The following is a 24,707-nucleotide window of genomic DNA, read 5'->3' on the forward strand; positions in this document are numbered from 1 at the left end:
CACGGGGGTAGCCTAGGGGAGTGAAAGAGACCGGGACGTCTATTCCGCAACTTAACAACGACGGCGTCGGCGCAGTCCGGCTCACCGGCTATGCCCACGGTGGTGGCTGCGCTTGCAAGATTCCGCCCGGCGAGCTCGAAGAAGCGGTGCGCGGCCTTACCGGCCAGCCAGGCGCGGACGTGCTGGTTGGTCTTGACAGCGGCGACGACGCAGCAGCCGTCCTGGTGCGCGGCGACCTGGCGGTGCTGTCCACCGCCGACTTCTTCACTCCCGTGGTCGACGATGCCTTTGACTGGGGCCGGATCGCTGCCGCCAACGCGCTCTCGGACATTTACGCGATGGGCGGCCGCCCGATCATGGCGATCAACCTCGTCGGCTGGCCCCGCGGCGTGCTGCCGCTGGAGTTGATGACTGAAGTACTCCGCGGCGGCCTGAGCGTCGCCACCGAGGCGGCGTGCCCGGTGATTGGCGGGCATTCGATTGACGATCCGGAGCCGAAGTACGGCATGGCGGTCACCGGCGTCGCCCATCCCGACCGGTTGCTGCGCAACGACGCCGCCCAGCCCGGGCTGCCGCTCACGCTCACCAAGCCGATCGGCGTCGGACTGCTCAATAACCGGCACAAGCAGACCGGTGAAGTGTTCGCGGAAGCGGTAGCGACGATGACGCGCCTCAACCGCGACGCCGCCGAGTCCGCGGTGGCAGCCGGCGTGCGTGCGGCCACGGACGTGACGGGCTTCGGCCTGCTTGGACATCTGTACAAGATGTGCCGCGCCTCCGGAGTGGGGGCAGTGATCGACCGGACGGCGGTGCCACTCGTCGACGGCGCCCGGGAGGCTCTGCGGGACGGCTTTGTCTCCGGCGGGACGCGGCGGAACCTCGACTGGGTGCGACCGCACCTACGGTTCGCCGCGGGCGTCACCGAAGACGAGCTGTTGCTGCTGGCGGATGCACAAACCTCCGGCGGCCTGCTCGTCGTCGGCGAGGTGCCCGGCTATCCAGTAATCGGCCACACCGTCGCCGGCCAGGGCATCGAAATCCGCTGAACCCAACCTCCCCCAAAACCACCTCAGACGCCCGTCAGCCGGCCGTAGTGATCGAATCTCCGGTGATGCCGGCGGCGCGGCGGGCGGCGAGACGGTTCTTCTGCGGTTCGATCGTGTAACGCGGGTCCCTGGCCGAGGAAAGGCCGGCCTCGAACACGCCGAACCGGGTCAGCGCCGAGGCGGCCAGCAGTGCCAGCCCCGAAGCTGCGGCCACCGCCCGGTTGCGTCCGCCCAGCAGTGTCCCCAGTCCGCCGGCAGCCGCCAGCCGCTCGCTCCATTTCAGCATGACACCTGCCTTGCCCTGGTGCAGGGGCTCGGCCACCACCGGGTCCATCCGGTGCTCCATCACCCGCATGGCAACCACGTCACCCATCACGCCCAGCACGGCAAGTTTTCGGGCCGGACCCGCCTCCTGTACCGGAGTCGTGATCATCGCGAGCCCGGCAGAAGCGAGGGCCGCGGAACTCACGAAAACGAATGGCAATTCCTCGTGCGCGGCGTTCCAGGTCGGTGTCGCCGTGTCACCGAGCAGGACCGCCGTGTACGCCGCCAGCGGTCCGGCGAAAAGCGCGGCCTCGAAGCCCGCCGGTCCCTCGACCGCTTGAAGCAAGTTCCGCAACGGACCCAGCGGCAACCGCGCCCCGGTCATCCGATCGACTTCCGCTGCCGCCGAGACGGCCGCACCGACGCTGAACGCGCTCAGGATCCACGAGCCCACACTCATCGGTGAGGTCAGCTTGATGGTCCGCAGCATGTTCAGGAAGCGCTCCGGCCTGCCCAGATCCTTCAACAGGGCAACAGTGCCCAAGCTCGCCGCCGTCAGGGCACTCAGCCGGGCATTCCGGCGCAGCGTCGGCCGCCCGGTCAGCTGGCCGCCGAGACCCAGCAGCGCGGAACCGGCTGCGACGCCGCCAAGGAACAGGTAGGCGGCCACATCTTCGGTCCAGGGTGCCGGCTTGACCACCGGACGGCCGTAGTACGAGGTGAATTCCGGCTCCGGGACCATAGGCATTTCACGGGAACCGTCACCGCCGTCGCGGCGGCCGGGGCCGCGCTTGCCGCCAGGCCGGCGGCGGCGGGCAGGCTCGGGCGGCCGAAAGCTGTCGAACTCAGAGTGGGTCACGCGCGCCCTCCCAGGAAAGCCAGCGCCGCAGCGGCGACCATGCCGGCGACGGCCATACCGGCCCGACGGTACATCTGCGGCAGATCGGCTGTGGGCACTCTCGGATCCGGCGGAAGTCCGTACACTTCCGGTTCGTCGAGCAGGAGGAAGACCGCTCCGGTTCCGCCGACGCCGTCGAGTTCGTTCGCACCATAGAGCCTGGCTTCCGTGAGCCCCTGCTCGTGCAGCGAGACCACCCGTTCCCGGGCCGTCTCCACCATGTCGTCGTGGTTGCCGAATTTGATGGATGTCGTCGGGCAGGCTTTGGCGCAAGCGGGCGTCTCATCGTTGACCATGCGGTCGTAGCACAGCGTGCACTTCTGGGCGACGCCGACGTTGGGGACGGCGGGATGCTTGGCGTGCTGCTCCTCCCGCTGGGCTGCCACCGCCACCATGCCGTCACTGCGGCGCTCAATCACGCCGAACGGACACCCGGCGACGCATGTTCCGCAGCCGTTGCACACATCGTCCTGGACCACCACAGTGCCGAACTCCGTGCGGAAAAGCGCTCCGGTCGGGCAGACATCCAGGCACCCGGCGTGCGTGCAGTGCTTGCAGACATCGGAGGACATCAACCAACGGAAGTCTGCCGTGTCCGGCGGCGTCGTATCCACATTCGCCAGGTCCGGCCCGGTGGACGCTGCAGTCGGGGGAGGGCCGATGCGGGGCATGCCGAGGTTGACGAGCGCGCGCCCGGACTCCCGCGCCTCGGTAATGCGTTCCTGGCCCTGTTCAACGAAGGCGACATGCCGCCAGGTGCTGGCGCCGAGCCCTCCGGTGTTGTCATAGGAGGATCCCAGCAGCTCCAGGTTCCCGTCTTGGGGGTTGTGGTTCCATTCCTTGCAGGCCACTTCGCAGGCCTTGCAGCCGATGCAGATGGAGGTGTCTGTGAAGAACCCCTTGCGCGGCTGCTGATGCTCCCACCGGGCGTCGGCGGCGGGGTCGGTCGGTCCGGACAGCTGGCCCATCTAATCCTCCAACGTCGAGTCGGTATCCGGAACGCTACCGCCCGGATCGGTAACGAGTCGGTTTCCGGTCTCGGTCGTCGCTCCGGCCCGCGCCTGGTACTCAGCAACCAGGTCAAGGAGCTCCGCCCCGCGCGGCCGGCGGCCCGGGCGGATGTCACAGGAAGCGGCCTTGGATTCCTGGATCTGGACGTTGGGGTCCAGCGTCACGCCCAAGAGGTCATTGGCCGCGTCACCGCTGACGACGGCATCCGCTCCGACGCCCCAATGGTAGGGCAACCCGATCTGATGGACGGTGTGGCCGCCGACGGCCAGGGGCCTCATCCGTTCGGTGACCAGCACCTTCGCCTCGATGGCGGAGCGGGCCGAAATGATCGTGGCCCACCCGTAGGGCTCGAGTCCGCGCTCAGCGGCCAGCTCGGGAGAGACCTCGCAGAACATTTCCGGCTGCAGCTCCGAGAGGTAGGGCAACCAGCGGCTCATTCCGCCGGCAGTGTGGTGTTCGGTGAGCCGGTAGGTGGTGAAGACGTAGGGATAAACGTCCGAGCCACTGGTACCGGCGCTTGGTGCACTGAGGTTGTCCGCGCGGGGGTACACCAGCCGGGCCGGATTTTGCTGTTGCGGGTAAAGGCCATTGGCCACCGGCGATTCCTGCGGTTCGTAGTGGGTGGGAAGGGGTCCGTCGACGACGCCCTTCGGCGCGAACAACCAGCCCTTGCCATCTGCCTGCATGATGAAGGGGTCATCTCCGGCCAGGGCGGCCGGACCGCCGAGATCGGGGTCGGGTTGGCTGCCCGGAGCACGGTCAACCGGGAAGTCGGGCACGTCGTCTCCGACCCACCGTCCCTGCTCCTGGTCCCACCAGATGTATTTCTTCCGCTCGCTCCACGGTTTACCGGCAGGGTCGGCCGACGCCCGGTTGTAGAGGATCCGGCGGTTGGCCGGCCACGCCCAGCCCCATTCCGAAGCGGCAGGTCCCTGCTCCTGGCCCGGTTTCCGGTTGGCGGCATGGTTTTTGCCGTCGGCGTACACGCCGGTGTAGATCCAGCAGCCTGCCGACGTGGAGCCGTCGGCGCGCAGCTCCGTATATGCGGAGAGCGGTTTGCCCGCGTCCGGGCCACTGAGGTGGCGGCCGTTGATCTCGGCCAGCACCGCCTCGCCGTCGGGCTCGCCGTGTTCGTCGGTGGGGTAATCCCAGGTGAGGTCGAGCAGCGGACGGTCGCGTTCGTCCTCCGAACCCGCCAGTTTTTCGCGGATCCGCTGGCCCAGCTCGAAGAAGAACTGCAATTCACTTTGGCACTCACCAGGCGGTGCCACCGCCTGGTGCCGCCACTGCAGCAGCCGTTGGGTCTGCGTGAACGAGCCGGCCTTTTCCACGTGGGTGGCTGCAGGCAGGAAGAACACCTCGGTCTCGATGTCTTCCGTGCGCAGTTCCCCCGATTCGATCTCCGGGCCGTCCTTCCACCAGGTCGCCGACTCGATGAGATTCAGGTCGCGCACCACCAGCCATTTCAAGTGCGACATGCCCAGGCGTTGCATGCGGCCGTTGGAGGAGCCCACGGCGGGGTTCTGTCCGAGCAGGAAGTAGCCCTCCACCTTGTCCTCGAGCATGTCCATCACCGTCTGGTACGTGCCGTGCGCTCCGGTCAGCCTGGGAAGGTAGTCGTAGGCCCAGTCGTTCTCCGCGGTCGCGGCCTCGCCCCACCAGGCCTTCAGCAGGCTGATGGTGTAGGAGTCGGCGTCCGCCCAGAAGCCCTTCTGCTTCTTCGACGCGATCGCATCCAGGTATTCGCTGAAGGTGTCATGGCGCCCGGCGCTGGGCATTGGCAGGTACCCGGGCAGCAGGTTGAACAGGGTCGGGATGTCCGTGGAACCTTGGATGCTTGCATGCCCGCGCAGGGCCATGATCCCGCCGCCCGGGCGGCCCACGTTGCCGAGCAGGAGTTGCAGGATGGCGGCGGCCCGGATGAACTGCGCTCCGAGTGAGTGCTGGGTCCAGCCGACAGCGTAGGCAAAGCACGTCGTCCGTTCCCGGCCCGAGTTTTCCGTGATGGCGTGGGCCAGATACTCAAAGTCCGCGACATCGATGCCACACATGTCCTGCACCATCTCCGGGGTGTAACGGGCGTAGTGCCGCTTGAGGATCTGGAAAACGGTCCGGGGGTCCTGCAGGGTATCGTCACGCTGCACCTGGGCGTGTTCCAGGGCAGGACCGCCGCTGCCGAACTGGTCTCCCGCGGCACGATCCGACGCATGGGAACCGTGCTCGGTGCCTGCCCCGGGCTCGCCGATGGTGCCTTCGCCCTGTTCCGCGTACGACCATGACGCCGTATCGTACGCTCCCGTCTCCGGATCGTAGCCGGAGAACAGTCCGCCCAGATCCTCGGCGTCGCGGTAGTCGGCATGAACCAGCGTGGCCGCGTTGGTGTACGCGCTCACGTACTCCTTGAACCACAGGTCGTGCGTGAGGACGTAATTAATCAGCGCGCCTAGGAGCACAACGTCAGAGCCGGCCCGGATGGGAATGTGCTTGTCCGCGACGGCCGAGGTGCGCGTGAATCTGGGATCGACGTGGATGACCTTGGCTCCGCGGGCCTTGGCCTCCGCAACCCACTGAAATCCCACAGGATGGCATTCGGCCATGTTGGAACCCTGAATGATGATGCAGTCGGCGTTGGCCATGTCTTGCAGTGATTGCGTTGCACCACCGCGTCCAAACGAGGCTCCCAAACTGGGAACCGTGGAAGAGTGTCAAATACGTGCTTGGTTCTCGATCTGCACTGCTCCGGCAGCCGTGAAGAGTTTCTTGATCAGGTAGTTCTCTTCGTTGTCCAGGGTTGCCCCGCCCAGTGAGGCTATGCCCATCGTGCGGCGAAGCAGCCGGCCTTGTTCGTCTTCCTGTTGCCACGTCCTGCGGCGGGAATCGACGAAGCGGTCCGCCACCATGTCGACGGCAGTTTCGAGATCCAGATGCTGCCACTGGGTGGAGCGTGGCGCACGGTAGAGCACGCCGGTCTGCCGGCCCGGCGAGTTGACTAACTGCTCGCTCGCAGAGCCCTTGGGGCACAACCGGCCGCGGGAAATAGGCGAATCGGGATCGCCTTCGATCTGAACGACATTTTCGTCCTTGACGTAGACCCGCTGCCCACAGCCCACGGCACAATACGGGCACACGCTCTGCACGACGCGGTCTGCGGTGGCCGTCCTCGGGGTGATGTCCCTCGTCCGCGGGGAGGTTACTGCCGGGCCGCGGCCCAGCAGGTCGCCCGTACTGAACTGCCGGACGACCGGCCACTGAAGAAAACTGCGCCGAGCCATGGCAGGAGCCTACACAATCCGGGGCGCCAACGACAGAGTGTTGATGCAGCTCACCATGCTGCCCGTCGCCTTCGACGTCGCCGCGCAGGTATGCCATTGGTGACGCTCCGTCCGCCCCACTACCGCGTTGTTCAGCAGCCTCCTAGGGCTTCTTCATGAGTACCGGGCGGCGGGAGGCTTCCCACAGAAATCCCGTTCGGTCAGCCTCAGGACCTGGCGGTTGCAAGCTTGGACCGAACCCGCACGAGGGGTGCTTTCGGGTCCTGCGGTGGGGGATAGCGGTCAGGGCGAATTGGTCGATGACACCGGGCTGGAAGACGAGGCATTCTGTTGAGCCACCGAACTGGAAGTACCCCAGCTCATCGCCCTTCTTCACGTGGCGGCCAGGGACGATCTCCGGATTGATGACGCAGGAGGAGACCTCGATCATGCCCACGGGGATCACTGCCATGAGGCCGATCACGGGGTCGTCGGCCTGGATCAGGATGATGGCCCGGGCCGCGACGTGGGCCAAATATGATTGCGAGAGGGTCGGCTCGACGGCGTCGGCCCCCTCGGACTCCGCCTCGGAGAAGTACGTGCCGTCCTTGAGGTAGGCCCGCACGATCGTGCCGGCGACGGGCGCGTGCCAGCGGTGATAGTTCAATGCGCTCAGGAACGCCTGGTACACCGTTCCGCCGACAAAGTGATCCACTGACTCGTCCCGGGCCAGCAGGTCCTCGAGTGAGTAGGGAGGGCTGGTTCTTGACCCAGAACCGGCTCTGGCGTTGGACGTCGGAGCTGATCTTGTAGGGGGTCGACTCGCAGGCGCTGACAATGACTTTGTCGTCGCCGGGTGCAGCGACGGGTCTGGAGGTCGAGGTGAGCCGGCGGGCGAAGAAATCGTTCCACGATGTAAAGCCCCAGTGTTCAGCGAGGGCGTCGTGTTGGTAGCCGTCCATCCCGACGACCTGCCGCGCTGTCTCCGACATCCACCCGGACGGCGAGTCGTTTAAGACGTACAGCGACTCCTCTCTGGTCAGGAACACGCACCAGGCGTCCAGAATCTTGCGGAACATGGCGACGATCCGCGGATCGCGGTGGGCAGCGAACCCGGCCTCGGTACCCATGGTCCAATCGAGGATCGCCGTCAACGGTGTGGTGACCATGCCGCCTTCGCTGAACTCCGGGGCCATCGTGAGGACCTCGTTGATCAGCCGGAGCATCTGGTCAACGCTCGTGAGATGCCGTTTGCGGTAGGGCTTCGACTTCGGAACCTGCTCGATCATCTCCGTCATTTAGAGACGGACGACCGGATCGCTGGCAATCAGTTCCTGGAACTCCACAGGCGGCATATCCGCGGAAGTTGCGCCCGAGAATTGCAGAATTACCGGCTCTTGATCGTGCCTACACCAGGTCCGGGGAGCTGCTCACTATGTAATCCAACGCGGCGGCCCCGGACATGGCGAGAGTGTTGTCCTCAGGCTTGATCCGGTGTCCGGCAAGGGCCGCCCAAAGGTCCTCGGCGGGGTACGGCTTGATTTCATTTATCAGGCACCAGCTGGTGTACAGGCCGTACAGCTCTTCCTTGGCCAGGCCGCCGTCGGTTTCCCGGTCGCTGGTCAATGCCTCTGTCAGGAACCGGTCAAAATGCGCGTTCATGTCTGTTCCTTTATGCCGTGTGCATCGCCAGGATGCAGCAGGTCATCACCCGTTGCCAAAGTTGAATTTAGGCCAGCGAGACCACGCTGTCCAGTTCAGCCCAACCGCCGTGCCGCGCCTGTTCGACAGGCCAGGCCGGGGGAGAGGCACTACCCCGAATGCGGACAGGTCCCACGTGTGTGTTGGGAGGCACAGGGGAAGGTAGCCCGGCACCACGACACGCCGTGCGGACCGGTGCGAGACACGGGGCGAGACTCGGAACCCGCCACACCAGAAGATTGGCTTCCCGGCGAAACCGATTTCCTCCCGGAGCGGCCCTTCGGGTGCCAGGGGATCCCTGCCGGGCCCAGCGCGGAGCGCCTTTGACCCATCCCCACTAAGGGCTGGATGGGGCGTCCACCTCTGCTCTCCTTCGGCTCAGGTGAGATCGACCGCCAGCCTGTCGATGCCGGCCAACATGGAAACGGGCAAGCAACGCGCATTCCTCGTGGCAAACGTTCCCGGCGCTCAGGATTCTCCCAGAGAGCGGGGCTAAAGTCCCGTCGGCGGGGCTGTCCCGCCTACTTTTTGAGGAGAATAAACGTGGGACCGGTAAAGAGCCTTTGGTCGATGGTGCAGGGTGATCCGGTTTTCATGCGGAGGGTCAATGGCTGGCTCGCTGTTCTCTGGATCCTGATGATTCCCATCTCGCTCATGATGGGCTGGCTGGACTCGGTCATGTACGTCTCGGCGCTCTCCCTCTGGGCGCTCGTCTCGGGCCACTGGTCTGCATGGCAGGCCGCCCGGGTTGAAGTGGCCCAGATGGAGGATGCGGAGAAACGCGACAAGGAAGACCTCGTCGCCGAAGTCGTTGCCGCGCTCCTCGCCAGGACCAACGTCGAACCGGCTTCCGCGGCCAGCCAGGAGTCCGCAGTTTCATCTGCGCCTGTCCGGACTGCCTGAACAGCCGGTGAGCCGGTGGACGTCCTGAAAGTCCCGCCGGGCTGACAGGACACTGCCGTCCAGGACCCCAGGCGAACGGACCCCCGCGGTGTCCGATAGGATCCCGTATCTGAGGATCACCGGCGGCCCCTGACGCCGGAAGGTGATCCCGGTGAGGGTGGTGAGCGGCGCAATTGCAGAGTTAGGGAGAGGCCTTTTCCGGGCGGTGGGCCCGGAGGTGGGACACCGCCTGCTGGAGCTCCTCCCTTGAGTCCATGGCAGGGGGACGAGTCTCAGGATGATGGGCCAGGATTCAGACGCTGCTGTGTTCAAGCTCCCGGCGATGTCCTTGGTCTTCCCGCTTTTCGGCCTGATCTTAGGCCTCGGAGCCGTCCAGGGCTACTTAAACCTCGCTTCCGAATGGAGGGGGCGGAAGCTACGAAAGCTCAAGGGCCTGCCGAAGCCCTGGTTCACCGCATTCGACGACTACGAGTGGTTCACGGCGCATCCTTCACCCCTGGTTTCGCCGGGGAGTCAGAGGTCTCCTGCACCAACCGCCCGGCGCCCGGGTCCACCGTGGAGGTGGCCTACAACCCCGCCGACCCGACCCCGAGCACAGATCACCGGAGAGCATTCGTATCGCCGTCCTGGCCCTGACGTCCTGTCGCTGCTTGCCATCCTCCTGATCAGTGTCCACTTCCGATGAATTCCGGACAATTCGGAGACTTCGGTCCCTGGGCTGGCGGTCAATGCTGCACGAAGCCGCGCGCGACGTCCTACAGGTCCGCTGCAGGGGCCGCCTGCCCCCTTCTGGGCGGAGCTGATCATTCGGTTTAGCCGAACGGCTGGTCGAAGGTGCCTCATGGACGCCGAACAAGTGCGGTCATAGTGTGAAAACACAGCGTGATCGTCGCGCGGTGAAAACGAAAGAAGTGTCATGGCCAAGGTTTTGCTCGTCCTCTACCCGGATCCCGTGAACGGCTACCCCACCTCCCCGAAAGACTATGCACGGGACACTGTCCCTGCGTTGACCGACTACCCGAACGGCCAGACGCTCCCCACACCCGAAGCCATCGACTTCACACCAGGCGAGCTGCTGGGATCGGTTTCCGGCGAGCTGGGCCTGCGCACGTATCTCGAGGCCGCTGGCCACGAACTCGTTGTTATCAGCGACAAGGACGGCGCTGACTCTGATTTCGACCGCGAGCTGGTCGACGCCGACGTCATCATTTCCCAGCCCTTCTGGCCCGCATACCTCACCCCGGAGCGCATCGAGAGGGCCAAGAACCTCAAGATCGCCATCACCGCCGGCATCGGCAGCGACCACGTTGACCTCAAAGCCGCCAATGAGCACGGCATCACGGTCGCCGAGGTCACCTACTCCAACAGCCTCGCCGTCGCCGAGCACACGGTCATGCAGGTGCTGGTCCTTGTCCGCGACTTCGTGCGCCAGCACCAGATCGCGGTGGAGGGCGGCTGGAACATTGCCGAGGCGGTGGAGCGCTCCTATGACCTTGAAGGCATGGACGTGGGCATCTTCGCCGCCGGGCGTATCGGTCGCGCCGTGATCGAGCGCCTGGCGCCGTTCGGCGTGCACCTGCATTACACGGATCGCTTCCGGCTGCCCGCGGAATACGAGGAGAAGTACAACCTGGTGTTCCACGAGAACATCGAGGGCCTCGTCAAGAACATCGATGTCCTCACCGTGCACGCACCGCTGACTGGTGAGACCGCAGGTCTCCTGGACGCGGCGCTGCTGTCCACCATGCGCCGCGGCGCTTACATCGTGAACCCGGCCCGCGGTGCCATCGCGGACCGCGACGCGATCGTCAACGCCCTGGAGTCCGGCCAGCTGGCCGGTTACGCCGGCGACGTGTGGGCGCCCCAGCCGGCCCCGGCTGACCACCCGTGGCGCACCATGCCGCACAATGCGATGACCACGCACACCTCCGGCACGTCCCTGCCCGCGCAGGCCAAGTACGCTGCCGGCACGCGCGAGATCCTCGAGGACTTCTTCGCGGGGCGCGCCATCCGCACTGAGTATCTCATCGTCGAAGGCGGTACCTACGCCGGTACCGGAGCGCATTCCTACGCCAAGCAGGCGGAGCCGGCCCGGTAGGGTCGATGCGGAGGCCGCTTGCCGCTCACTGCGGCGGCCGGCACCGCTCAACCGGCGGCCAGACGCCCGGACACCGGTAATACGGTCCCGGGGCCACGCCACCTAACAGACGGGATGTCATGCTCCTGACCCAGCTCGAGTACTTCGTGGCTCTGGCGCGCGAGGCGCACTTTGGGCGGGCGGCCGCGGCCTGCTTCGTCTCGCCGTCGACACTCTCGGAGTCCGTGCGCAAACTGGAGGTAGAGCTCGGGGTGCCGCTGGTGCGGCGCGGACACGCATACGAGGGGCTCACCGCCGAGGGGGAGCTGGCTCTGCCGTGGGCGCGGCGCGTCGTGGCGGACCAGGCCGCGCTGACCGAGGAGCTCTCCGCGGCCCGCGGGAAGCTCACCGGCACTGCGCGGATCGGCACGATCCCGTCGGGGATCGCTGCCGCCACGCAAGTGGTGTCGGCGCTAACGGAGGCCCATCCATTGGTGCGCTCGACGGTGCGGACCGGCCTGAGCAGCGAGGACGTCGTGGCACGGTTACGGGCTTTCGACCTGGATGCCGGGATCATTCACCCCTCGGCCGCGGATGGCCCGGACCTGGTGGCGGCGGGCCTGCCGGACGCTACCAGTGTCGTGGTTGCCTCGCCGGGAATGTTCGACGAGGCGTTGGATGCCGTGAGCGGCTCGATGCTGGCTTCCGTGCAGCTGGGGCTCTTGGCACCGGGGATGCGGGCGCGGCAGCTTGCCGATGAAGCGTGGCGGGAAGCCGGCCTGGATGTGCGGCCCTCCGCTGAAGCGGACTCCATCGAGGCGCTGCTAGGGCTCGTGGGGTCCGGGATGTGGGCCGTGGTGGTGCCCGAGTCCGCCGTAGCCACCCGGCGAAAGGACCCTTCGATTCACGTCCTGCCGCTGACGGAGCCCCGGATCTCCACGCCTTTGTCCGTAGTGCGACTGGCCACCAAACCGGTGCCGGCGCTCATGCGCGCACTGGACGACGCCGCACGGGCCGTGGTGGCCCGGCCGCGTCCATCTTCAACACATATGTAGCCGGACCGGGATTGCCGGGGCCGGTGCCCCATCGCGATCTGAAAGGTCCCCTATCATGTCCCACGTCGATACCCCTCCCCAGAAGACAGAGACGGGAATACGGTCCGCTGCGCTGTCCTCCCCGGTCCAGGTAACGACCCGGGCCCGCACCTGGGCCTTTGTCCGGCGCCTGGTGACGCCGACGCAGCCGCGCGCGCCCTGGTCTGCGATTCTGATGGCAGCGCTTGCCGGAGCGCTGACCATTACGGTGCTGTCGCTCACCGGGGACGCGGTCGGCACGCCCATTCTCATCGCAGCGTTCGGCTCGTCCTGCGTCTTGGTCTTCCTCTTGCCGGAGGCACCGCTGTCGCAACCCATCAACGTGGTCGGTGGCCACATGGTCTCGGCGCTGTGCGGCGTCGTTGCGCATGCTTTCCTTCCCACCGCGTGGTGGAGCCTGGGCCTGGCCGTCGGCGCGGCCATGGCGGCAATGGCCGCGCTGCGCATCATCCACCCGCCGGCCGGTGGTACCCCTATCGCAATCCTGTTGGCCCACGAGGGGTGGGGCTACCTGCTGACACCGATCTTGGCGGGTTCGCTTATTCTGACGGCGTGCGCCCTGCTGTACCGGGTGCTGCTCCGGGCTCGCGCCGCAATGTAGACGCATTGACGGCGCCGCTAATCCTGTGAGCCATCCGCCCCGTCCCTGTGTCGCCCGGCGATCGCGGCCTCTCGGAGTCGTACTCGTCCTCGGGCGCCCCGTGGTCCATTACGACGAGCAGGTCGTGGGCCTTGAAGAGTTCGGTGATGGCGGCCTGGCGGCGGGTGTATTCAGGGCTAATAGGGTCCCTGGCCGTCAGCCTAAGAGGAATCGAAGCCGCATGGCTGAGAGGCGATGTCAGCAGGAGGGGGCCGCGCCTTTCCTCTATCCCGACGTGGGCCTGCTTGCATGGAGACATGACTGAGCAGCCGCCGCCAACGGCGCTGCCACGGACCATCTTCGACGACGACAAAACCAGGCACCTCCACGAGCAGATGGCGTGGTTCTCCCAGCCCGACGGCACCCCCCTGCTGCAGGGCCTGACCTGCGGGCAGCGGGGCCGGAACCTTCGCACGTCTTCCGCGGCCTGAGCGGCAGCGAAGTGTCCTGGCGCATTTCCGACCACTATCCGGTCTGGGTGAGTTCCTGCTCGCCCGGGCTTTCCGTCCACGCGTGGACGCTCCCGTAAGGTAAGTAGGGTGACTAACAGCATCAGCCCGGCCCAAGCATGGCAGCGCCTGCTTGAAGGCAACGAACGTTTCGTCTCTGAAGAGGCCCACCACCCTAACCAGGGTGCCGCGAGGCGAAGCGAGCTGGTGAACACACAGAACCCCTTTGCGGTCATCTTTGGCTGCTCGGATTCCCGGCTCGCCGCAGAAATCATCTTTGACCTCGGACTCGGCGACGCCTTCGTGGTCCGCACCGCCGGGCATGTGCTCGACGACGCCGTTCTCGGATCGCTTGAGTTCAGCGTCTCGGTCCTCAACGTCCCGCTCATCGTCGTCCTTGGCCACGACAACTGCGGCGCCGTCGCCGCCACGAAAGAGGCGGTGGAAACCGGAGAGATGCCGCCTCGCTTCATCCGGGACCTCGTCGAACGCATCACGCCATCCGTGCTGGCCTCTCTGCACGAGGACAAGACTGAGGTCAACGACATGGTCGTCGAGCACGCCAGGCAGACCGTGGACCGGCTGCTGGAAAGCTCCCAGGTGATCTCCGCCGCGGTGAAGGATTCCTCCACTGCCGCGATCGCCGTCGCGTACCGACTGGAAGAAGGCCGCGCGCAGCTCGTCTCGGAGCCCGGACTCTTCTAGCCCGGCAAGCCGGCGCTGTGCTTGACAGGGCGCCCTCCAAGGCGGCGACTAAATTGGGAGAATCCAAATTTGAGGCTAAATAGGATCCATGGAACCTGTAGGAAAGTGACTGGTGAGCGAATAAATACGACTTGGTAATCGAGTGTGTCCGTCCTCGTGTCCGCCTTAGCCGAGGACGGCCCACCCCCGCGGCGGGACCATGACAGCGTTCGCACCGACATCCAGTGCCGCTTGGCCGGCGAGCAACGAGGTGGCCCCTGCCGAGCTGACCCGCTGGGTCTCATGCGAGAGGTTCAGTGCGACCACGAGTGCATCACCGTCGAGCGCGACGCGGTACACAAGCACCTCATTGGCGAGCTGGAGGACTTCCGTGGTTGCTCGGTGCAGCCACGGGTTCCGTCTCCGCACCCCGATGAGCTCCTGGTGCACGGCGAAGATGGGTCCTCCAAGCGCCGAGAGCTGGTCGGGGGTGGACGGGAAGAGCGGCCTCACGTCGTCGTCTCCCCCTGCCCTGTCCTCCTTGACGCCCCGGTAGCCCTGCTCGTCGCCGTAGTAGATGGACGGCGTTCCGCCGACTGTGAGCAGGACGACGACGGCGTGCGGCACGAGCGCTGCATCGGTGAGCTTGCTCGCGATGCGCGTGACGTCGTGGTTACCGATGAAGGTGAGCGGTACGTAGGAGGCCAGGAGCGCGTTGTGTCGTTCGAAGGCGGCTGCGAGTTCGTAAAAGTTCCCGTCGTTGAGGGAACTCCAGACAGCCTTCCAGAGCTCGTATTGCGTGGCGGAATCGAGTCCGCCGGACCGGACCTCCGCTGCGTAGTCGCCGTGGATGTATTCGCCCACAAAGTACGCGTCAGGATGGGATGACCGGACGCGCGCTGTCACTGCGGCCCAGAACGACGACGGCACGGCATAGGCGGCGTCGAGTCGCCAACCGTCCGCACCACGGTGCAGCCAGTGCTCCATGACGTCCACCACGAAGTCGGCGACCGCCGGCTCCTCATGGTTGAGCGCCACGAGGTGGTGGTGGCCCTCGAAGTCGCGATACGTCGGTTCGACGCCGGCCGCGTCACCGTCGGGCCACTCCAGCGAGAACCAGGAGGCGGTGTCCGCCGTCCGCCCGCGGGCAAGGACCTCCTGGAACGGCGCGAAGGAACGCCCGGTGTGGTTGAAGACGCCGTCGAGGAGTATGCGCAACCCGCGGCGGTGCGCCTCGGCCACCAGGGTGTCGAAGTCCTGCTCGGATCCGAGCCGGGGATCGATCCGAAAGTAATCCGTGGTGTCGTAGCCGTGCGTCTCCGATTCGAAGATGGGGCCAAGGGCGAGGCCCGACGCCCCGAGCTCTACCGCGTAGTCGAGCCATGGGACAAGGTCCAGCAAACGGTGCTCGGCGGCGGGTTCCGCCGTTCCGGTCTTCTCCGCGCCGACGAAACCGAGGGGATAGACGTGCCACCAGATGGCGTGTTGGACCCAGTCAGGTTCGTTCATGGCGATGATGCCCTTCCGTCCGTTTCCGGCCGGCCAGGGAGGGCCGGCGGGCTGGCCCGGGCGGGGCCGGCGTCCCGTCCAGCCTATATCGACCGGGAGGCGGCCGCGCGGTGTGGGGCTGCTGGATTGCAGGCCGAAAGGGGCCAGTCCTTGGGAGGAAAGAGCTGACTCGGCGGCGACATTGTTGACTCCAAGGGGCTGCATGCGCGCCTAGCCGGGATTCGACAGTCCGGTGACCTATTTCCGGGGAACTCCGGCGGCAGCCTCGGCTGCCGTCAGGGCCTTGCCGAATGCCGCCACAGCGGATTGGTAATTCGCCGCATGGCCGTCTGATTTTGCCTGTTCGGCTTCCCGCATTGCCCTGATCATGGCCGCGGTGGCAGGGAAAGCAGTGTCGGACATGGCTGGAAAGTCGAACTGGAGGTGCGGGTCAACCTCGTAGGCCAGCCACCGGCCCCTGAGACGCTCATGCTGTGCAGCAGCGGCGCTGAAGGCCTGAGCATCAACTAATGACAGCCCGGTTAGGCTTGCGGTGGCCATGCCAGCCGCCTCCTCCGCTGTCCGGGTGGCCTCTTTCTGGCGCTGCAGCGCCTGTGCGACCCCAAGCCCTCCGGGGCCCTTGAGCCGGTGCTTTAGAACCATGTTGTTCTCGTAAACCCGGATTTCCTCTGGGGTCATGCTGTCGAGTTCCATAGCGCTTTGACTGACTACGTCGGCAGGGCCTCTCCGGCTGGCGAGACTGCTGTCCGGGACGGGGAACACGTACTTGCCTCCGAGGAAGCCCCCGAGCAAAACACCCAAGACAGCCCAGTCTGGTAGGCCTGCTGAGCCCGTCGACCCGGCAACAAAAAAGGCGCTCCAGTTGGTTATGGCCTGGCCGGTGGTGAACGTCAGGCGGGTCTTTCCGAGCCGCATCACCCTGCGGTGCCTGTTGAGCTGCTGGTAGTGAAATGAACGTGCTCTTGCGATCCAATCGCGTGCTCGGTTCACCAGTTGCGGGCTTTCAGTCATGATGACGAGGTTACCGGTCTCCACAGACACTCGACGGACGTCGACCGTCGGCCCGTCCGCAGTCCTCCCTGTGAGCCCTTCGAAAAACGAAACGACGCCGCACCCAGACGCGCGCGGGGTCGTTTCGTTGGCCAAGACTGCGGAAAAGGCCCTGCGCGTTAGTCCAACGTGCGGGGCCTTTGTTCCTGAACAGCTTTCGACTATCTCTGGGCTCAGCGCTTTTCGGCCGGGACCCGACGGCCGAATTATCGGGATCATCAGGAAGCAGGAAGTCCTAGTAATTACTAGGTCTTCCTACTATATTGAGGACACAATCCACATCTTCGACAGGACTGGGCATGTTTGAACTCAACGAGGACCAGCAGGCACTGGTCCAGATGGTGCGGGACTTCGCCAACGAGGCGTTGGCTCCTCACGCTGCCAAGTGGGACGAGACCAAGCACTTCCCGGTGGACGTGCTGGGCGAGGCTGGCGCGCTGGGCATGGGCGGCATCTACGTCCGGGAGCAGTTCGGCGGCTCCGGGCTGACGCGCAGTGATGCCGTGCTGATCTTCGAAGAACTGGCCAAGGCCGATCCGACGATTGCCGCCTACATGTCCATCCACAACATGGTGGTGTGGATGATCGACTCGTTCGGAAACGATGAACAACGCGCCGAGTGGGTGCCACAGATGGCATCCATGGGGGCGCTGGGCAGCTACTGCCTCACCGAGCCCGGTGCCGGCTCCGACGCTGCAGCGCTGAGCACCAAAGCGGTGCGTGACGGCGGAGACTATGTGCTCAACGGCGTCAAGCAGTTCATCTCCGGGGCAGGATCCTCCAGCTACTACATCGTGATGGCCCGCACGGCCGACACCGGAAGCCGCGGCATCACCGCCATCGTCGTCCCGGCGGACACGCCGGGCCTGTCTTTCGGGGCGAACGAGAAGAAGATGGGGTGGAACGCCCAGCCGACCCGCCAGGTGGTCTTTGACAATGTCAGGGTTCCGGTTGCCAACCGGCTCGGCGAGGAAGGCAGCGGTTTCGGGATTGCGATGAAGGGGCTCAATGGCGGCCGCATCAATATAGGGGCCTGTTCCTTGGGCGGCGGACAAACGGCCCTGGATAAATCGGTGGCCTACCTCAAGGATCGGCAGGCGTTCGGCGGTCCGCTGATCAACCAGCAGGCCCTGCTGTTCCAGCTCGCCGATATGGAAACGGAGCTCGTCACCGCCCGGGCGCTGCTCTGGCGGGCAGCGGACGCGCTGGACCGCGGGGCGCCCGACGCCGTCAAGCTTTGTGCCATGGCCAAACGGGTCGCCACGGATGCCGGGTTCAACGTCGCCAACAGCGCGATCCAGCTCCACGGGGGCTACGGCTACCTCTCCGAGTACGGACTGGAGAAGATCGCCCGGGACCTGCGCGTCCACCAGATCCTGGAGGGCAGCAACGAGATCATGCGCATGATCGTCGGGCGCATCGTGGTGGGGGACTAGGCCGTCGGCCGTGTCTCTTTACTGGCGTAGCCAGATCGGGACTGCGTGGAGGGCGAAGTCCACGGGGCGGCCGCTGCGGGCGCCTTTGCATTTGCGGGTGGCGATCTGGTCCCGGGTTAGGGAATGACGGTCTTGATTTTCCGGGGACTTGGGAGTGTGCCGTGGGCCCTGCCCATGCGCTGGCACCCGCCCCCAGTGAGGCTCCCGGCCGGCGCCACAACCACCGCAGTACAGCGGCATTTCTTGTTGACGCCGACTCTGGCCGGAGGGAAACTGTGAGCATGGGGGGTTTCCATTTGGAGGGAGCCTCAAATGACATGGCGAATCGAAGGCACATACTTCGAAAACTGCAATTGCGATATGGTCTGCCCCTGTACGACCTCCGGCCTGACATTCCCTGCGGACAACGACCGCTGCAACGTCGCGCTGGCTTTCCACGTCCGCCGGGGCGAGATTAACGGCGTCGACGTCGGCGGCCTCAACGTCTGCGTGGTGGCCGATGCGCCTGCGGTGATGGGCGAGGGCGGGTGGAAAGTCGGGGTCCTGATGGATGCAGCGGCTTCCCCGGAGCAGGCAGAAGCGCTCGGGAAGGTGTTCGGCGGGCAGCTGGGCGGGCCGATGGAGGGTCTGGGTCCGTTGATCGGGGAAATGCTGGGCATCGAGTCCCGCGAAATCACCTACGCCGATGAGGGCCTCGGGCACAGCGTCCGGATCGGCGGGGCCGTGGACATGGCAGTGGAGGACTTCGTCTCTCCCCTCGATACAACCGGCGCCGGGGTGAAGGTTAGCGGAGTCGGTTTCCCCGCCGACACGCTGGCGGCCGGCCGCGCCGTCACGTCCACCGTGGATGCTTTCGGGATGGCATGGGACAACGCCGGTAAGAACTCCTTCTCGGCACCGTTCGCCTGGTCGGCCTGAATTGCCGGGGCAAGCCCATGTAAGGATCCGCAACCACGCTGCACTGCTGGTGTTGCTTGGGGGCGCGGTGATCGCATGGTATTTCACCATCCTGGAGTTCCGGGACATGCCTCCGGGACCCGGGGCGATGGGGTTCGGCTTCGCCGGGTTCCTCGCGGCCTGGACGCTTATGATGGCGGCCATGATGCTGCCATCCCTGGCCCCGCTGACGGCCGTCTACCTCCGGTCCATCCATGCGACAAGAAGCGCCCCGGGCCGGGCGGCACGTACCGTTGCGCTGGTTATCGGGTACCTGTTGTCATGGTCCGCGTTCGGCGCAATCGCGTTTGCAACGGCCGTGCTGGCCGCCGAGCTGGCGATGCGAGCCCCCGAAGCCGCTCCCTGGGTGGGCGCCGGAGTTGTGGCAGCTGCCGGAATCTACCAACTGACCCCACTCAAGGATTTCTGTCTCCGCCACTGCCGCTCGCCGGTAGCCTTCCTGCTCCATGTCGCAGGATACAAGGGCCGGCTGCGTGATGTTCGCGTCGGTATTTACCACGGACTGTACTGCATCGGGTGCTGCTGGGGACTGATGGTGGTACTGACGGCCGTGGGCGTGATGAATCTGGGCTGGATGGCGATCATCGCAGCAGCCGTGCTGCTGGAGAAGACGTGGAGCCGCGGGCGGGCGCTCAGCAGGTTCATCGGAGCAGCGCTGATCATCTTCGCATTCTTCGTCCCCGCAAATCCCGCCCTCCTGCCCGGGTTGTACATGTCGTCCGGGATGCAGGCGTTCGGCGCCTGGCCTTAAAGTATCTGCTCTCGGTCGTCGGCGGCTCGATGTCCCTTACCGACAAGACACGACGAGGCAGCAAGCTCTTGCCGCCGCCGCCTCGGGCCCTCGGTCTGCCGGGTGTTCCGGGCTACGGAGGACAAGAAATCCTGGCCGTGCTCCTTGACTTCGACACCAAGGACGTTGCCACCGTCTTTCTGGAACGGCTGCGCAGCCAGGTGTGGGACAACCCGGAGGTGAGTGGGCAACTGACGTCGGCAGCGCCGACAGCCAGGATTCTGGAGGAACCTAATCCACAAAGCAGAAAACCCCCGGCAGTCGTGATGACTGACGGGGGTTTCGCGTTTGTCCTCTCTGCCTTTTTCTAGACAGAAAGATAAACTAAGTAAGCTTAGCACTAAGCTGGCGGAAGTCCTGGCAGAACACGAACCGTCCTACAGATCGGACTGCCGGCGCACCATCTCATTAATCCACACGGGCGCGAACGGCGACGTGCAGCCCGGGGGAGTCGGGTAGTCCTTGAGTACTTCCAGGCGCTCACCGATCCCGATTGCTCGGGCGCGCTGCTCGGCGTGCTCGATGCCGATCTGAGCCAGGCAGTGGTTCATCGCCCACTGCTGGCGGTCCGGGGCATCCTTTATCCCCGCTTCAATGATGTCCAGCAGTCCTGCCAGGTCGAGACCCTCGGGGTTCTTTGCCACGCGTTCGGTGGTCAGGGCCCACCCGGCACTCGCGACCACCGGGTCCGGATCGGTGAACCAGGCCAGGCGCAGATGTTCGGCGTGAGGGTTCTTCTTCACCACGTAGTTCACGAGCCAGTCGTGCACCTTGGGAGTCCGCGCCTCGCGCAACATAACGTCCAGCTCGGCACGCTCGAATGCCTTCGGCCGGCAGATCAGGATCGCCAGCAGTCTCCCCGGGGTGTCATCCGTCTCCCAGAGCCGACATGCCAGTTCGTGCTGCGTCTTCAGCCGCTTCGCGAGCGCGCGCAGCTGGCCGAGGTTCACGCCGTGATCGTCACCGTGCTTCTTGTTCACCTCTCGCGCCCTTGGGTCCTCTGGTGCGGCCAGCTCGGCCATCACCTCGGCCACCATAGTCCCGGTCGGAGTCTCGGCCACTGCACCCTCCTGTCAGTCAGATGTGGGATTGAGCCTACTAGGCGATGACGACGGGTGACCGGCCGCCCGGCAGCGCTTTTCAGGGGTGGGCGGGAATCCGGACGGCCCCGCCGCTGACCACTATCCCGCCGGCAGCGGGAATGTCCACGGTGAGTAGGCCAGGCCGGCCCACGTGCCGTCCCTGGTGGACCAGGACCCTCGATGGGGGCTTGGCCAATCCCAGGATGCGAAGGTAGCCGCCGACCGCAGCCGCCGCGGATCCTGTCGCAGGGTCCTCCGTGATGGCCCCCACTGGGAACAGATTCCGGGCTTCGAATTCGCCATCCGCAAGACTGTGCAGGATCGTCACCGTTGCGACCCAGCCCTGAACGTCCATGAGGCTGCGCACCGCCTCCGGATCGAAGACAAAGGAATCGAAAAGGCTACGGTCGGTGAAGACCAGCACCGGATGCCAGTTCCCCGAATACGCGATCCTCGGCGGATAGGCCGGATCGAGATCGCCTGGCCCGGCGCCGAGCAGCCCGAGGAGTTCGGCCAGGACGGCGTCGTCGAATTCGGCCAGCTGTGGCCCAACGGCGGTGAACGATGCGGTGATGTCGGCGCCGTCGCCTGCTGTCTTGATGACAATGGGGCCGACGGAGGTGTCGAAGGTGAAGGGTCCTGCCCCGTCGCGTGCGCTCAGCGCAACGGCGAGCGCAATCGTCGCGTGGCCACAGAACGGCACCTCGGCGATCGGGGAGAAGTACCGAACCCGGCTCCGGCGCGGGTCCCCTTCGACGACGTGCTCCGTCACAAAAGCCGTTTCGGCATACCCGACGGCGGCCGCCACCGCCAGCATTCTTTCTTCATCCAGATGGCTGGCATCGAGGACCAGACCGGCAGGATTGCCGCCATTTGGCGAAGAGGAAAAGGCCGCATATCGGAGGACTTCGGGGGTGTTTTCCATACCCCGATCCTCCCACGCCTCGCCAGCGAATCCGGGGCCTGCCACTCATGGGGACGGCCCACCGCCGTGTCCCCCGGTCACCCGGCGGCCACGTCTGGGTTCAGAGGCCCCCAGCCGGAGCCGGCCCCAGATCAGGTGTCAGGGACATCCTCTGGGAACTCTTCGCGGTACACGAGGTAGTGCCGGTCCGTCAGAGCAAGCGTGCCCCGGATCATCCGGTAGGGCCGGTACAGATGTTCGTAGGGGTCCTGCACGATGGTCTCCGGCAGGTCAGTCGCTTTGCGCAGCAGGTCGTTGACGTCATCCAGCGATTCAAGATGGTGGGTCCGGCCGGGCTGTCGCACCTTCCAGGTCCAGCCTTCGACCACCCCGGTGGTCGTTTCTTCAAGCATTTCGAAGAGGGATGCCAGGAACTCGATATCAGCGTCCGGCATCACACGTTCCAGGGGGTACCTTTGGGGATCCTCCAGCTGTGCGGCGTCCCAGGCCTCCCGCAGCCAATCAATATCGGCCTTGCCTGAGGATTGTCCAAGCTGGAGATGTCCGTTCTCATCATCGAGCAGCGGATAGCGGTTGCCTGCCCTGTCGATGATGGTTTCATTCCGGTCGGCGTATTCGAGGTTTCGGACCACGGCTTCGGCTGAGGGCGCGTAGTTGAACAATCCGCCGTCCACAGTAATGAAATCCGTATCCCCGCTCTCTGTTCCGGCACTGGCACGGACGGCGAACCAGGGCACCGCCGGTATCCAGAGATTGGCTCTTCGCCATATCCCCATCTGATCCTCCATTCGTTCCAAGCCGGGGCCGGAGGACCCCGCGCTCTCCGGACAGCGGTCTTTTCTTAGGATCGCTGCCCGCGGCCGGATTGGTCAGAGACAAAGGTCCTGACGATGGAGCCTACGGGCGTGAGCTGGCGATCCTTGTGATGTTCCTGGCTGGCTACGTTTGCTTCGCCGTGGTCGTCCCTGACAGCCGGCGGGTCATCGTTTCCGATCGGGCTGGCCGAGGTCCGATAAAATTCCTGCAGTCGAATAAAAAGGAACCCAGTGCGAATCGTCTCGTGGAACTGCTCCATGGCATATTACAAGAAACGTCACCTGATCGAGGCGCTGCAACCCGACGTCCTAATTCTCCAAGAAGTCGCAAAGAAAGACATTTCCTCAGCTGCGCACCCCTTTGCGGCTTGGACGGGCAGCAACCCAAACAAAGGTCTCGGAGTGTTGGGTATCACCAGCGCTCGTTACAAAGTTACGGAGTTCGCGGACCCCAACCTGCCCTGGCATCTGGCGTTTTCGGTGGACGGACTTAACATCGTTGCCCTATGGGCACATCAGCTGAATCGCGACCTGAAGTATGTCCGCATCACCCACCAAATTGTCGATCGGCACGCTGGCTTCCTTTCGGGCGAAACGGCGTTGCTGATGGGGGACTTTAATAGCAACTCCGTCTGGGACAAGCATCATCCTGGAAGGAATCACAGCATGCTGGTCGAAAAGCTGGGCGGGCTTGGTCTGAGCAGCGTGTACCACCGCAACGGTGTGACGGGCGAAGGGGCGGCGTCGACCAAAACTTACTTTCACACCCGGAACCAGAGATTCGGGCATCACATCGACTATGCGTTCCTGAGCGATGGCATGCCAGCCCAACTCAAAGTGGGGGACCCGGAAGACTGGTTGGCACATAGCGACCACATGCCGCTGACCCTGGATATTGAGTAAGAACCTGCGCTTGAAGTTTCCGAAGCCTTCTCGCCGCACTGTTTTGCACGGTGGAGCACACAAGGGGAACGACAGGACATGGCCCACCCCCAACAGGCTCGGGCCATATCCCGCCGGTCTTATTCCGGTCCCAGGCTGGTACCGGAGGTATGCATCCCTTGCGCGGTGCGGGCGCGCTGATGGAGTTCGTGATCGACGAGGCCGAGGAGCTCTCCGGGGGCGGTTGCTCCTCCGAGTTCCTGGACCTGTCGCAGCGAGTGGCTTAACTTCGCCAGGACTTCCGTCGGCACAAGGGGCCATCTTCTGAAGGTGTGGAACACCCTGTCGCGGCGCCCTGGACTGGCCTTCCCTGTCACGCGGCCAGCTTCGCCGCGAGGTCCGGACGGCGGTACCCGTGGCGGGTGTCCAGCGGATGCGGGGGGAGGGTTTTGGCTCCGGATTCCGTGAGGGTCCGAAGCGCCTCCGGGGAGTTGGTATGCAGCAGATCCAGGTCCAAATGAACGGCAAAGCCTGGCAGGACGCGACCGGCGCGCCCCACTAATGCCACCAGGGCACGGACATTGTTGGGGGTGAGTCTTCCGGTAGGTCGGAAGGTGACGGTGGTTGCGTCCATGTCGACGGCAACGGTGACTGCAAGTTTGGTGGTCATAGGGAAAAGGTCCTCTACGAAGCACTGACGGCCGCTTGCTTGACCTCTTCCAGAATACCGAGATTGCCGCAGGCGACCAGTCTTTGTGAGGCACGTCACGCATTTCCGCAGTTCGTTACTTGGATCTAGGGAGTCTCCAGGCCCGGCAGTTCGATGCCTTGCTCCTGGGCGAACGTCATGATGTTTGGCGTCATCACCGCGCTCTGCTGCTTCGCCTCCTCGGTAGGGGTGAAGGCCACAGACTCGCTCCCGGCAAACCCGATCGGCGTGTGCCCGGGCTCGATGACGAACCCGTCACCGGCCTGAAAAATCTCCTCGACCCCGTCGCCTCTCCGGACGCCGAACTTCCCTTTGATGACGTAGCCGAGGTGGTTCGCCTGGCACCGATCTCCTGCTCGTAAGCGTCCACATAGCCGGGGAACTCCTGGTGGGACGAGGCGGCGCCCTTCGATGGCTTTGACCTCTTCTTTCCAGAGACCAAGGTCCTGGGCGTTTGATCGCGCACACTGGAGAAGCGGGCGGTCACTGCCGAATGGCTCTGTCCGGGGGGCGGCGACGAGCTCTAGGGTCATG

Annotated in this window: 24 protein-coding genes and 1 pseudogene; 12 read left to right on the forward strand and 13 right to left on the reverse strand. The window is 65.1% G+C overall.

Annotated features, from left to right (window positions below):
• The first annotated feature begins 41 nt into the window (after positions 1 to 41).
• Positions 42 to 1,046, forward strand: coding sequence for a selenide, water dikinase SelD (gene selD / locus AC1MFL_RS17570; RefSeq protein WP_479815548.1), 1,005 nt, complete (start codon positions 42 to 44; stop codon positions 1,044 to 1,046).
• A 34-nt stretch (positions 1,047 to 1,080) separates the two neighbouring features.
• Here the strand turns inward: selD and nrfD are convergent, their stop codons facing one another.
• The 6 genes and pseudogenes from nrfD to AC1MFL_RS17600 form a co-directional block, all read right to left on the reverse strand.
• Positions 1,081 to 2,169, reverse strand: coding sequence for an NrfD/PsrC family molybdoenzyme membrane anchor subunit (nrfD, locus tag AC1MFL_RS17575; RefSeq protein ID WP_479811501.1), 1,089 nt, complete (start codon positions 2,167 to 2,169; stop codon positions 1,081 to 1,083).
• Entirely contained in the window at positions 2,166 to 3,176 is a 1,011-nt protein-coding gene (locus AC1MFL_RS17580; protein WP_479811503.1) for a 4Fe-4S dicluster domain-containing protein, read from the reverse strand. The genes nrfD and AC1MFL_RS17580 overlap by 4 nt, the downstream gene beginning before the upstream one ends.
• Positions 3,177 to 6,491 (reverse strand): formate dehydrogenase, encoded by a 3,315-nt coding sequence (gene fdh / locus AC1MFL_RS17585; RefSeq protein ID WP_479811505.1) that lies wholly within the window; start codon positions 6,489 to 6,491, stop codon positions 3,177 to 3,179.
• Positions 6,492 to 6,633: 142 nt separating this feature from the next.
• Positions 6,634 to 7,308, reverse strand: coding sequence for a phosphatidylserine decarboxylase (locus AC1MFL_RS17590; RefSeq protein WP_479811507.1), 675 nt, complete (start codon positions 7,306 to 7,308; stop codon positions 6,634 to 6,636).
• 145 nt (positions 7,309 to 7,453) lie between these two features.
• A pseudogene (locus AC1MFL_RS17595) lies at positions 7,454 to 7,768 on the reverse strand (phophatidylserine decarboxylase associated domain-containing protein); the annotation flags it as partial.
• A 109-nt stretch (positions 7,769 to 7,877) separates the two neighbouring features.
• Positions 7,878 to 8,132: a hypothetical protein gene (locus AC1MFL_RS17600; protein WP_479811509.1), complete on the reverse strand. Its 255-nt coding sequence runs from the start codon at positions 8,130 to 8,132 to the stop codon at positions 7,878 to 7,880.
• A 582-nt stretch (positions 8,133 to 8,714) separates the two neighbouring features.
• Between AC1MFL_RS17600 and AC1MFL_RS17605 the strand changes: the two genes are divergently transcribed.
• The 6 genes from AC1MFL_RS17605 (at position 8,715) to AC1MFL_RS17630 (ending at position 14,039) form a co-directional block, all read left to right on the forward strand.
• Positions 8,715 to 9,074 carry a hypothetical protein gene (locus AC1MFL_RS17605; protein WP_479811511.1) on the forward strand — a complete coding sequence of 120 codons (360 nt, stop codon included), beginning with the start codon at positions 8,715 to 8,717 and terminating at the stop codon, positions 9,072 to 9,074.
• 916 nt (positions 9,075 to 9,990) lie between these two features.
• A complete protein-coding gene (locus tag AC1MFL_RS17610; RefSeq protein WP_479811513.1) occupies positions 9,991 to 11,172 on the forward strand; it encodes an NAD-dependent formate dehydrogenase in 1,182 nt (393 codons plus the stop codon).
• Positions 11,173 to 11,291: 119 nt separating this feature from the next.
• On the forward strand, positions 11,292 to 12,206 hold the full coding sequence (locus tag AC1MFL_RS17615; protein ID WP_479811515.1) for a LysR family transcriptional regulator: 915 nt from the start codon (positions 11,292 to 11,294) through the stop codon (positions 12,204 to 12,206).
• A 55-nt stretch (positions 12,207 to 12,261) separates the two neighbouring features.
• A complete protein-coding gene (locus tag AC1MFL_RS17620) occupies positions 12,262 to 12,846 on the forward strand; it encodes an HPP family protein (RefSeq protein ID WP_479811517.1) in 585 nt (194 codons plus the stop codon).
• A gap of 296 nt (positions 12,847 to 13,142) precedes the next feature.
• On the forward strand, positions 13,143 to 13,316 hold the full coding sequence (locus tag AC1MFL_RS17625; protein WP_479811519.1) for a hypothetical protein: 174 nt from the start codon (positions 13,143 to 13,145) through the stop codon (positions 13,314 to 13,316).
• Positions 13,317 to 13,424: 108 nt separating this feature from the next.
• Positions 13,425 to 14,039 carry a carbonic anhydrase gene (locus tag AC1MFL_RS17630; protein WP_479811520.1) on the forward strand — a complete coding sequence of 205 codons (615 nt, stop codon included), beginning with the start codon at positions 13,425 to 13,427 and terminating at the stop codon, positions 14,037 to 14,039.
• A 165-nt stretch (positions 14,040 to 14,204) separates the two neighbouring features.
• On the opposite strand, the gene AC1MFL_RS17635 is transcribed toward AC1MFL_RS17630, so the two are convergent.
• Both AC1MFL_RS17635 and AC1MFL_RS17640 read right to left on the reverse strand, forming a co-directional pair.
• The gene (locus AC1MFL_RS17635) at positions 14,205 to 15,527 is read right to left on the reverse strand and encodes an alpha-amylase family glycosyl hydrolase (RefSeq protein ID WP_479811522.1); all 1,323 of its coding nucleotides are present in this window, start codon (positions 15,525 to 15,527) and stop codon (positions 14,205 to 14,207) included.
• A 237-nt stretch (positions 15,528 to 15,764) separates the two neighbouring features.
• A complete protein-coding gene (locus AC1MFL_RS17640; RefSeq protein WP_479811524.1) occupies positions 15,765 to 16,538 on the reverse strand; it encodes a hypothetical protein in 774 nt (257 codons plus the stop codon).
• A gap of 338 nt (positions 16,539 to 16,876) precedes the next feature.
• On the opposite strand from AC1MFL_RS17640, the gene AC1MFL_RS17645 reads away from it, so the two are divergent.
• The 4 genes from AC1MFL_RS17645 (at position 16,877) to AC1MFL_RS17660 (ending at position 20,071) form a co-directional block, all read left to right on the forward strand.
• Entirely contained in the window at positions 16,877 to 18,013 is a 1,137-nt protein-coding gene (locus tag AC1MFL_RS17645) for an acyl-CoA dehydrogenase family protein (protein WP_479811526.1), read from the forward strand.
• A gap of 312 nt (positions 18,014 to 18,325) precedes the next feature.
• Positions 18,326 to 18,931, forward strand: a complete 606-nt coding sequence (locus AC1MFL_RS17650) for a DUF1326 domain-containing protein (RefSeq protein WP_479811528.1) — start codon at positions 18,326 to 18,328, stop codon at positions 18,929 to 18,931.
• Between the two features lie 67 nt (positions 18,932 to 18,998).
• Positions 18,999 to 19,721 (forward strand): DUF2182 domain-containing protein, encoded by a 723-nt coding sequence (locus AC1MFL_RS17655; RefSeq protein ID WP_479811530.1) that lies wholly within the window; start codon positions 18,999 to 19,001, stop codon positions 19,719 to 19,721.
• A gap of 29 nt (positions 19,722 to 19,750) precedes the next feature.
• Positions 19,751 to 20,071 carry a hypothetical protein gene (locus AC1MFL_RS17660; RefSeq protein ID WP_479811532.1) on the forward strand — a complete coding sequence of 107 codons (321 nt, stop codon included), beginning with the start codon at positions 19,751 to 19,753 and terminating at the stop codon, positions 20,069 to 20,071.
• A 66-nt stretch (positions 20,072 to 20,137) separates the two neighbouring features.
• Here the strand turns inward: AC1MFL_RS17660 and AC1MFL_RS17665 are convergent, their stop codons facing one another.
• From AC1MFL_RS17665 to AC1MFL_RS17675, 3 genes are all read right to left on the reverse strand, one after another.
• A complete protein-coding gene (locus AC1MFL_RS17665; protein ID WP_479815550.1) occupies positions 20,138 to 20,797 on the reverse strand; it encodes a DNA alkylation repair protein in 660 nt (219 codons plus the stop codon).
• A gap of 103 nt (positions 20,798 to 20,900) precedes the next feature.
• Complete coding sequence (locus tag AC1MFL_RS17670; protein WP_479811534.1) at positions 20,901 to 21,767, reverse strand: PhzF family phenazine biosynthesis protein; 867 nt, start codon at positions 21,765 to 21,767, stop codon at positions 20,901 to 20,903.
• A gap of 131 nt (positions 21,768 to 21,898) precedes the next feature.
• Entirely contained in the window at positions 21,899 to 22,543 is a 645-nt protein-coding gene (locus AC1MFL_RS17675; RefSeq protein WP_479811536.1) for a hypothetical protein, read from the reverse strand.
• Between the two features lie 270 nt (positions 22,544 to 22,813).
• On the opposite strand from AC1MFL_RS17675, the gene AC1MFL_RS17680 reads away from it, so the two are divergent.
• Positions 22,814 to 23,485: an endonuclease/exonuclease/phosphatase family protein gene (locus AC1MFL_RS17680; RefSeq protein WP_479811538.1), complete on the forward strand. Its 672-nt coding sequence runs from the start codon at positions 22,814 to 22,816 to the stop codon at positions 23,483 to 23,485.
• Between the two features lie 352 nt (positions 23,486 to 23,837).
• On the opposite strand, the gene AC1MFL_RS17685 is transcribed toward AC1MFL_RS17680, so the two are convergent.
• The gene (locus AC1MFL_RS17685) at positions 23,838 to 24,134 is read right to left on the reverse strand and encodes a hypothetical protein (RefSeq protein WP_479811540.1); all 297 of its coding nucleotides are present in this window, start codon (positions 24,132 to 24,134) and stop codon (positions 23,838 to 23,840) included.
• Between the two features lie 125 nt (positions 24,135 to 24,259).
• Positions 24,260 to 24,706, reverse strand: coding sequence for a cupin domain-containing protein (locus AC1MFL_RS17690; RefSeq protein WP_479811542.1), 447 nt, complete (start codon positions 24,704 to 24,706; stop codon positions 24,260 to 24,262).
• Between the last annotated feature and the right edge of the window lies 1 nt (position 24,707).

The sequence above is a fragment of the Arthrobacter sp. BG3 genome, assembly GCF_056680185.1.

Coding starts and splice junctions, on each gene's coding strand:
- AC1MFL_RS17580 (WP_479811503.1), bottom strand. CDS start 3,176: ATGGGCCAGCTGTCCGGACCGACCGACCCCGCCGCCGACGCCCGGTGG.
- AC1MFL_RS17600 (WP_479811509.1), bottom strand. CDS start 8,132: ATGAACGCGCATTTTGACCGGTTCCTGACAGAGGCATTGACCAGCGAC.
- AC1MFL_RS17610 (WP_479811513.1), top strand. CDS start 9,991: ATGGCCAAGGTTTTGCTCGTCCTCTACCCGGATCCCGTGAACGGCTAC.
- AC1MFL_RS17615 (WP_479811515.1), top strand. CDS start 11,292: ATGCTCCTGACCCAGCTCGAGTACTTCGTGGCTCTGGCGCGCGAGGCG.
- AC1MFL_RS17620 (WP_479811517.1), top strand. CDS start 12,262: ATGTCCCACGTCGATACCCCTCCCCAGAAGACAGAGACGGGAATACGG.
- AC1MFL_RS17625 (WP_479811519.1), top strand. CDS start 13,143: ATGACTGAGCAGCCGCCGCCAACGGCGCTGCCACGGACCATCTTCGAC.
- AC1MFL_RS17635 (WP_479811522.1), bottom strand. CDS start 15,527: ATGAACGAACCTGACTGGGTCCAACACGCCATCTGGTGGCACGTCTAT.
- AC1MFL_RS17640 (WP_479811524.1), bottom strand. CDS start 16,538: ATGACTGAAAGCCCGCAACTGGTGAACCGAGCACGCGATTGGATCGCA.
- AC1MFL_RS17645 (WP_479811526.1), top strand. CDS start 16,877: ATGTTTGAACTCAACGAGGACCAGCAGGCACTGGTCCAGATGGTGCGG.
- AC1MFL_RS17650 (WP_479811528.1), top strand. CDS start 18,326: ATGACATGGCGAATCGAAGGCACATACTTCGAAAACTGCAATTGCGAT.
- AC1MFL_RS17660 (WP_479811532.1), top strand. CDS start 19,751: ATGTCCCTTACCGACAAGACACGACGAGGCAGCAAGCTCTTGCCGCCG.
- AC1MFL_RS17665 (WP_479815550.1), bottom strand. CDS start 20,797: ATGGTGGCCGAGGTGATGGCCGAGCTGGCCGCACCAGAGGACCCAAGG.
- AC1MFL_RS17670 (WP_479811534.1), bottom strand. CDS start 21,767: ATGGAAAACACCCCCGAAGTCCTCCGATATGCGGCCTTTTCCTCTTCG.
- AC1MFL_RS17675 (WP_479811536.1), bottom strand. CDS start 22,543: ATGGGGATATGGCGAAGAGCCAATCTCTGGATACCGGCGGTGCCCTGG.
- AC1MFL_RS17685 (WP_479811540.1), bottom strand. CDS start 24,134: ATGACCACCAAACTTGCAGTCACCGTTGCCGTCGACATGGACGCAACC.
- AC1MFL_RS17690 (WP_479811542.1), bottom strand. CDS start 24,706: ATGACCCTAGAGCTCGTCGCCGCCCCCCGGACAGAGCCATTCGGCAGT.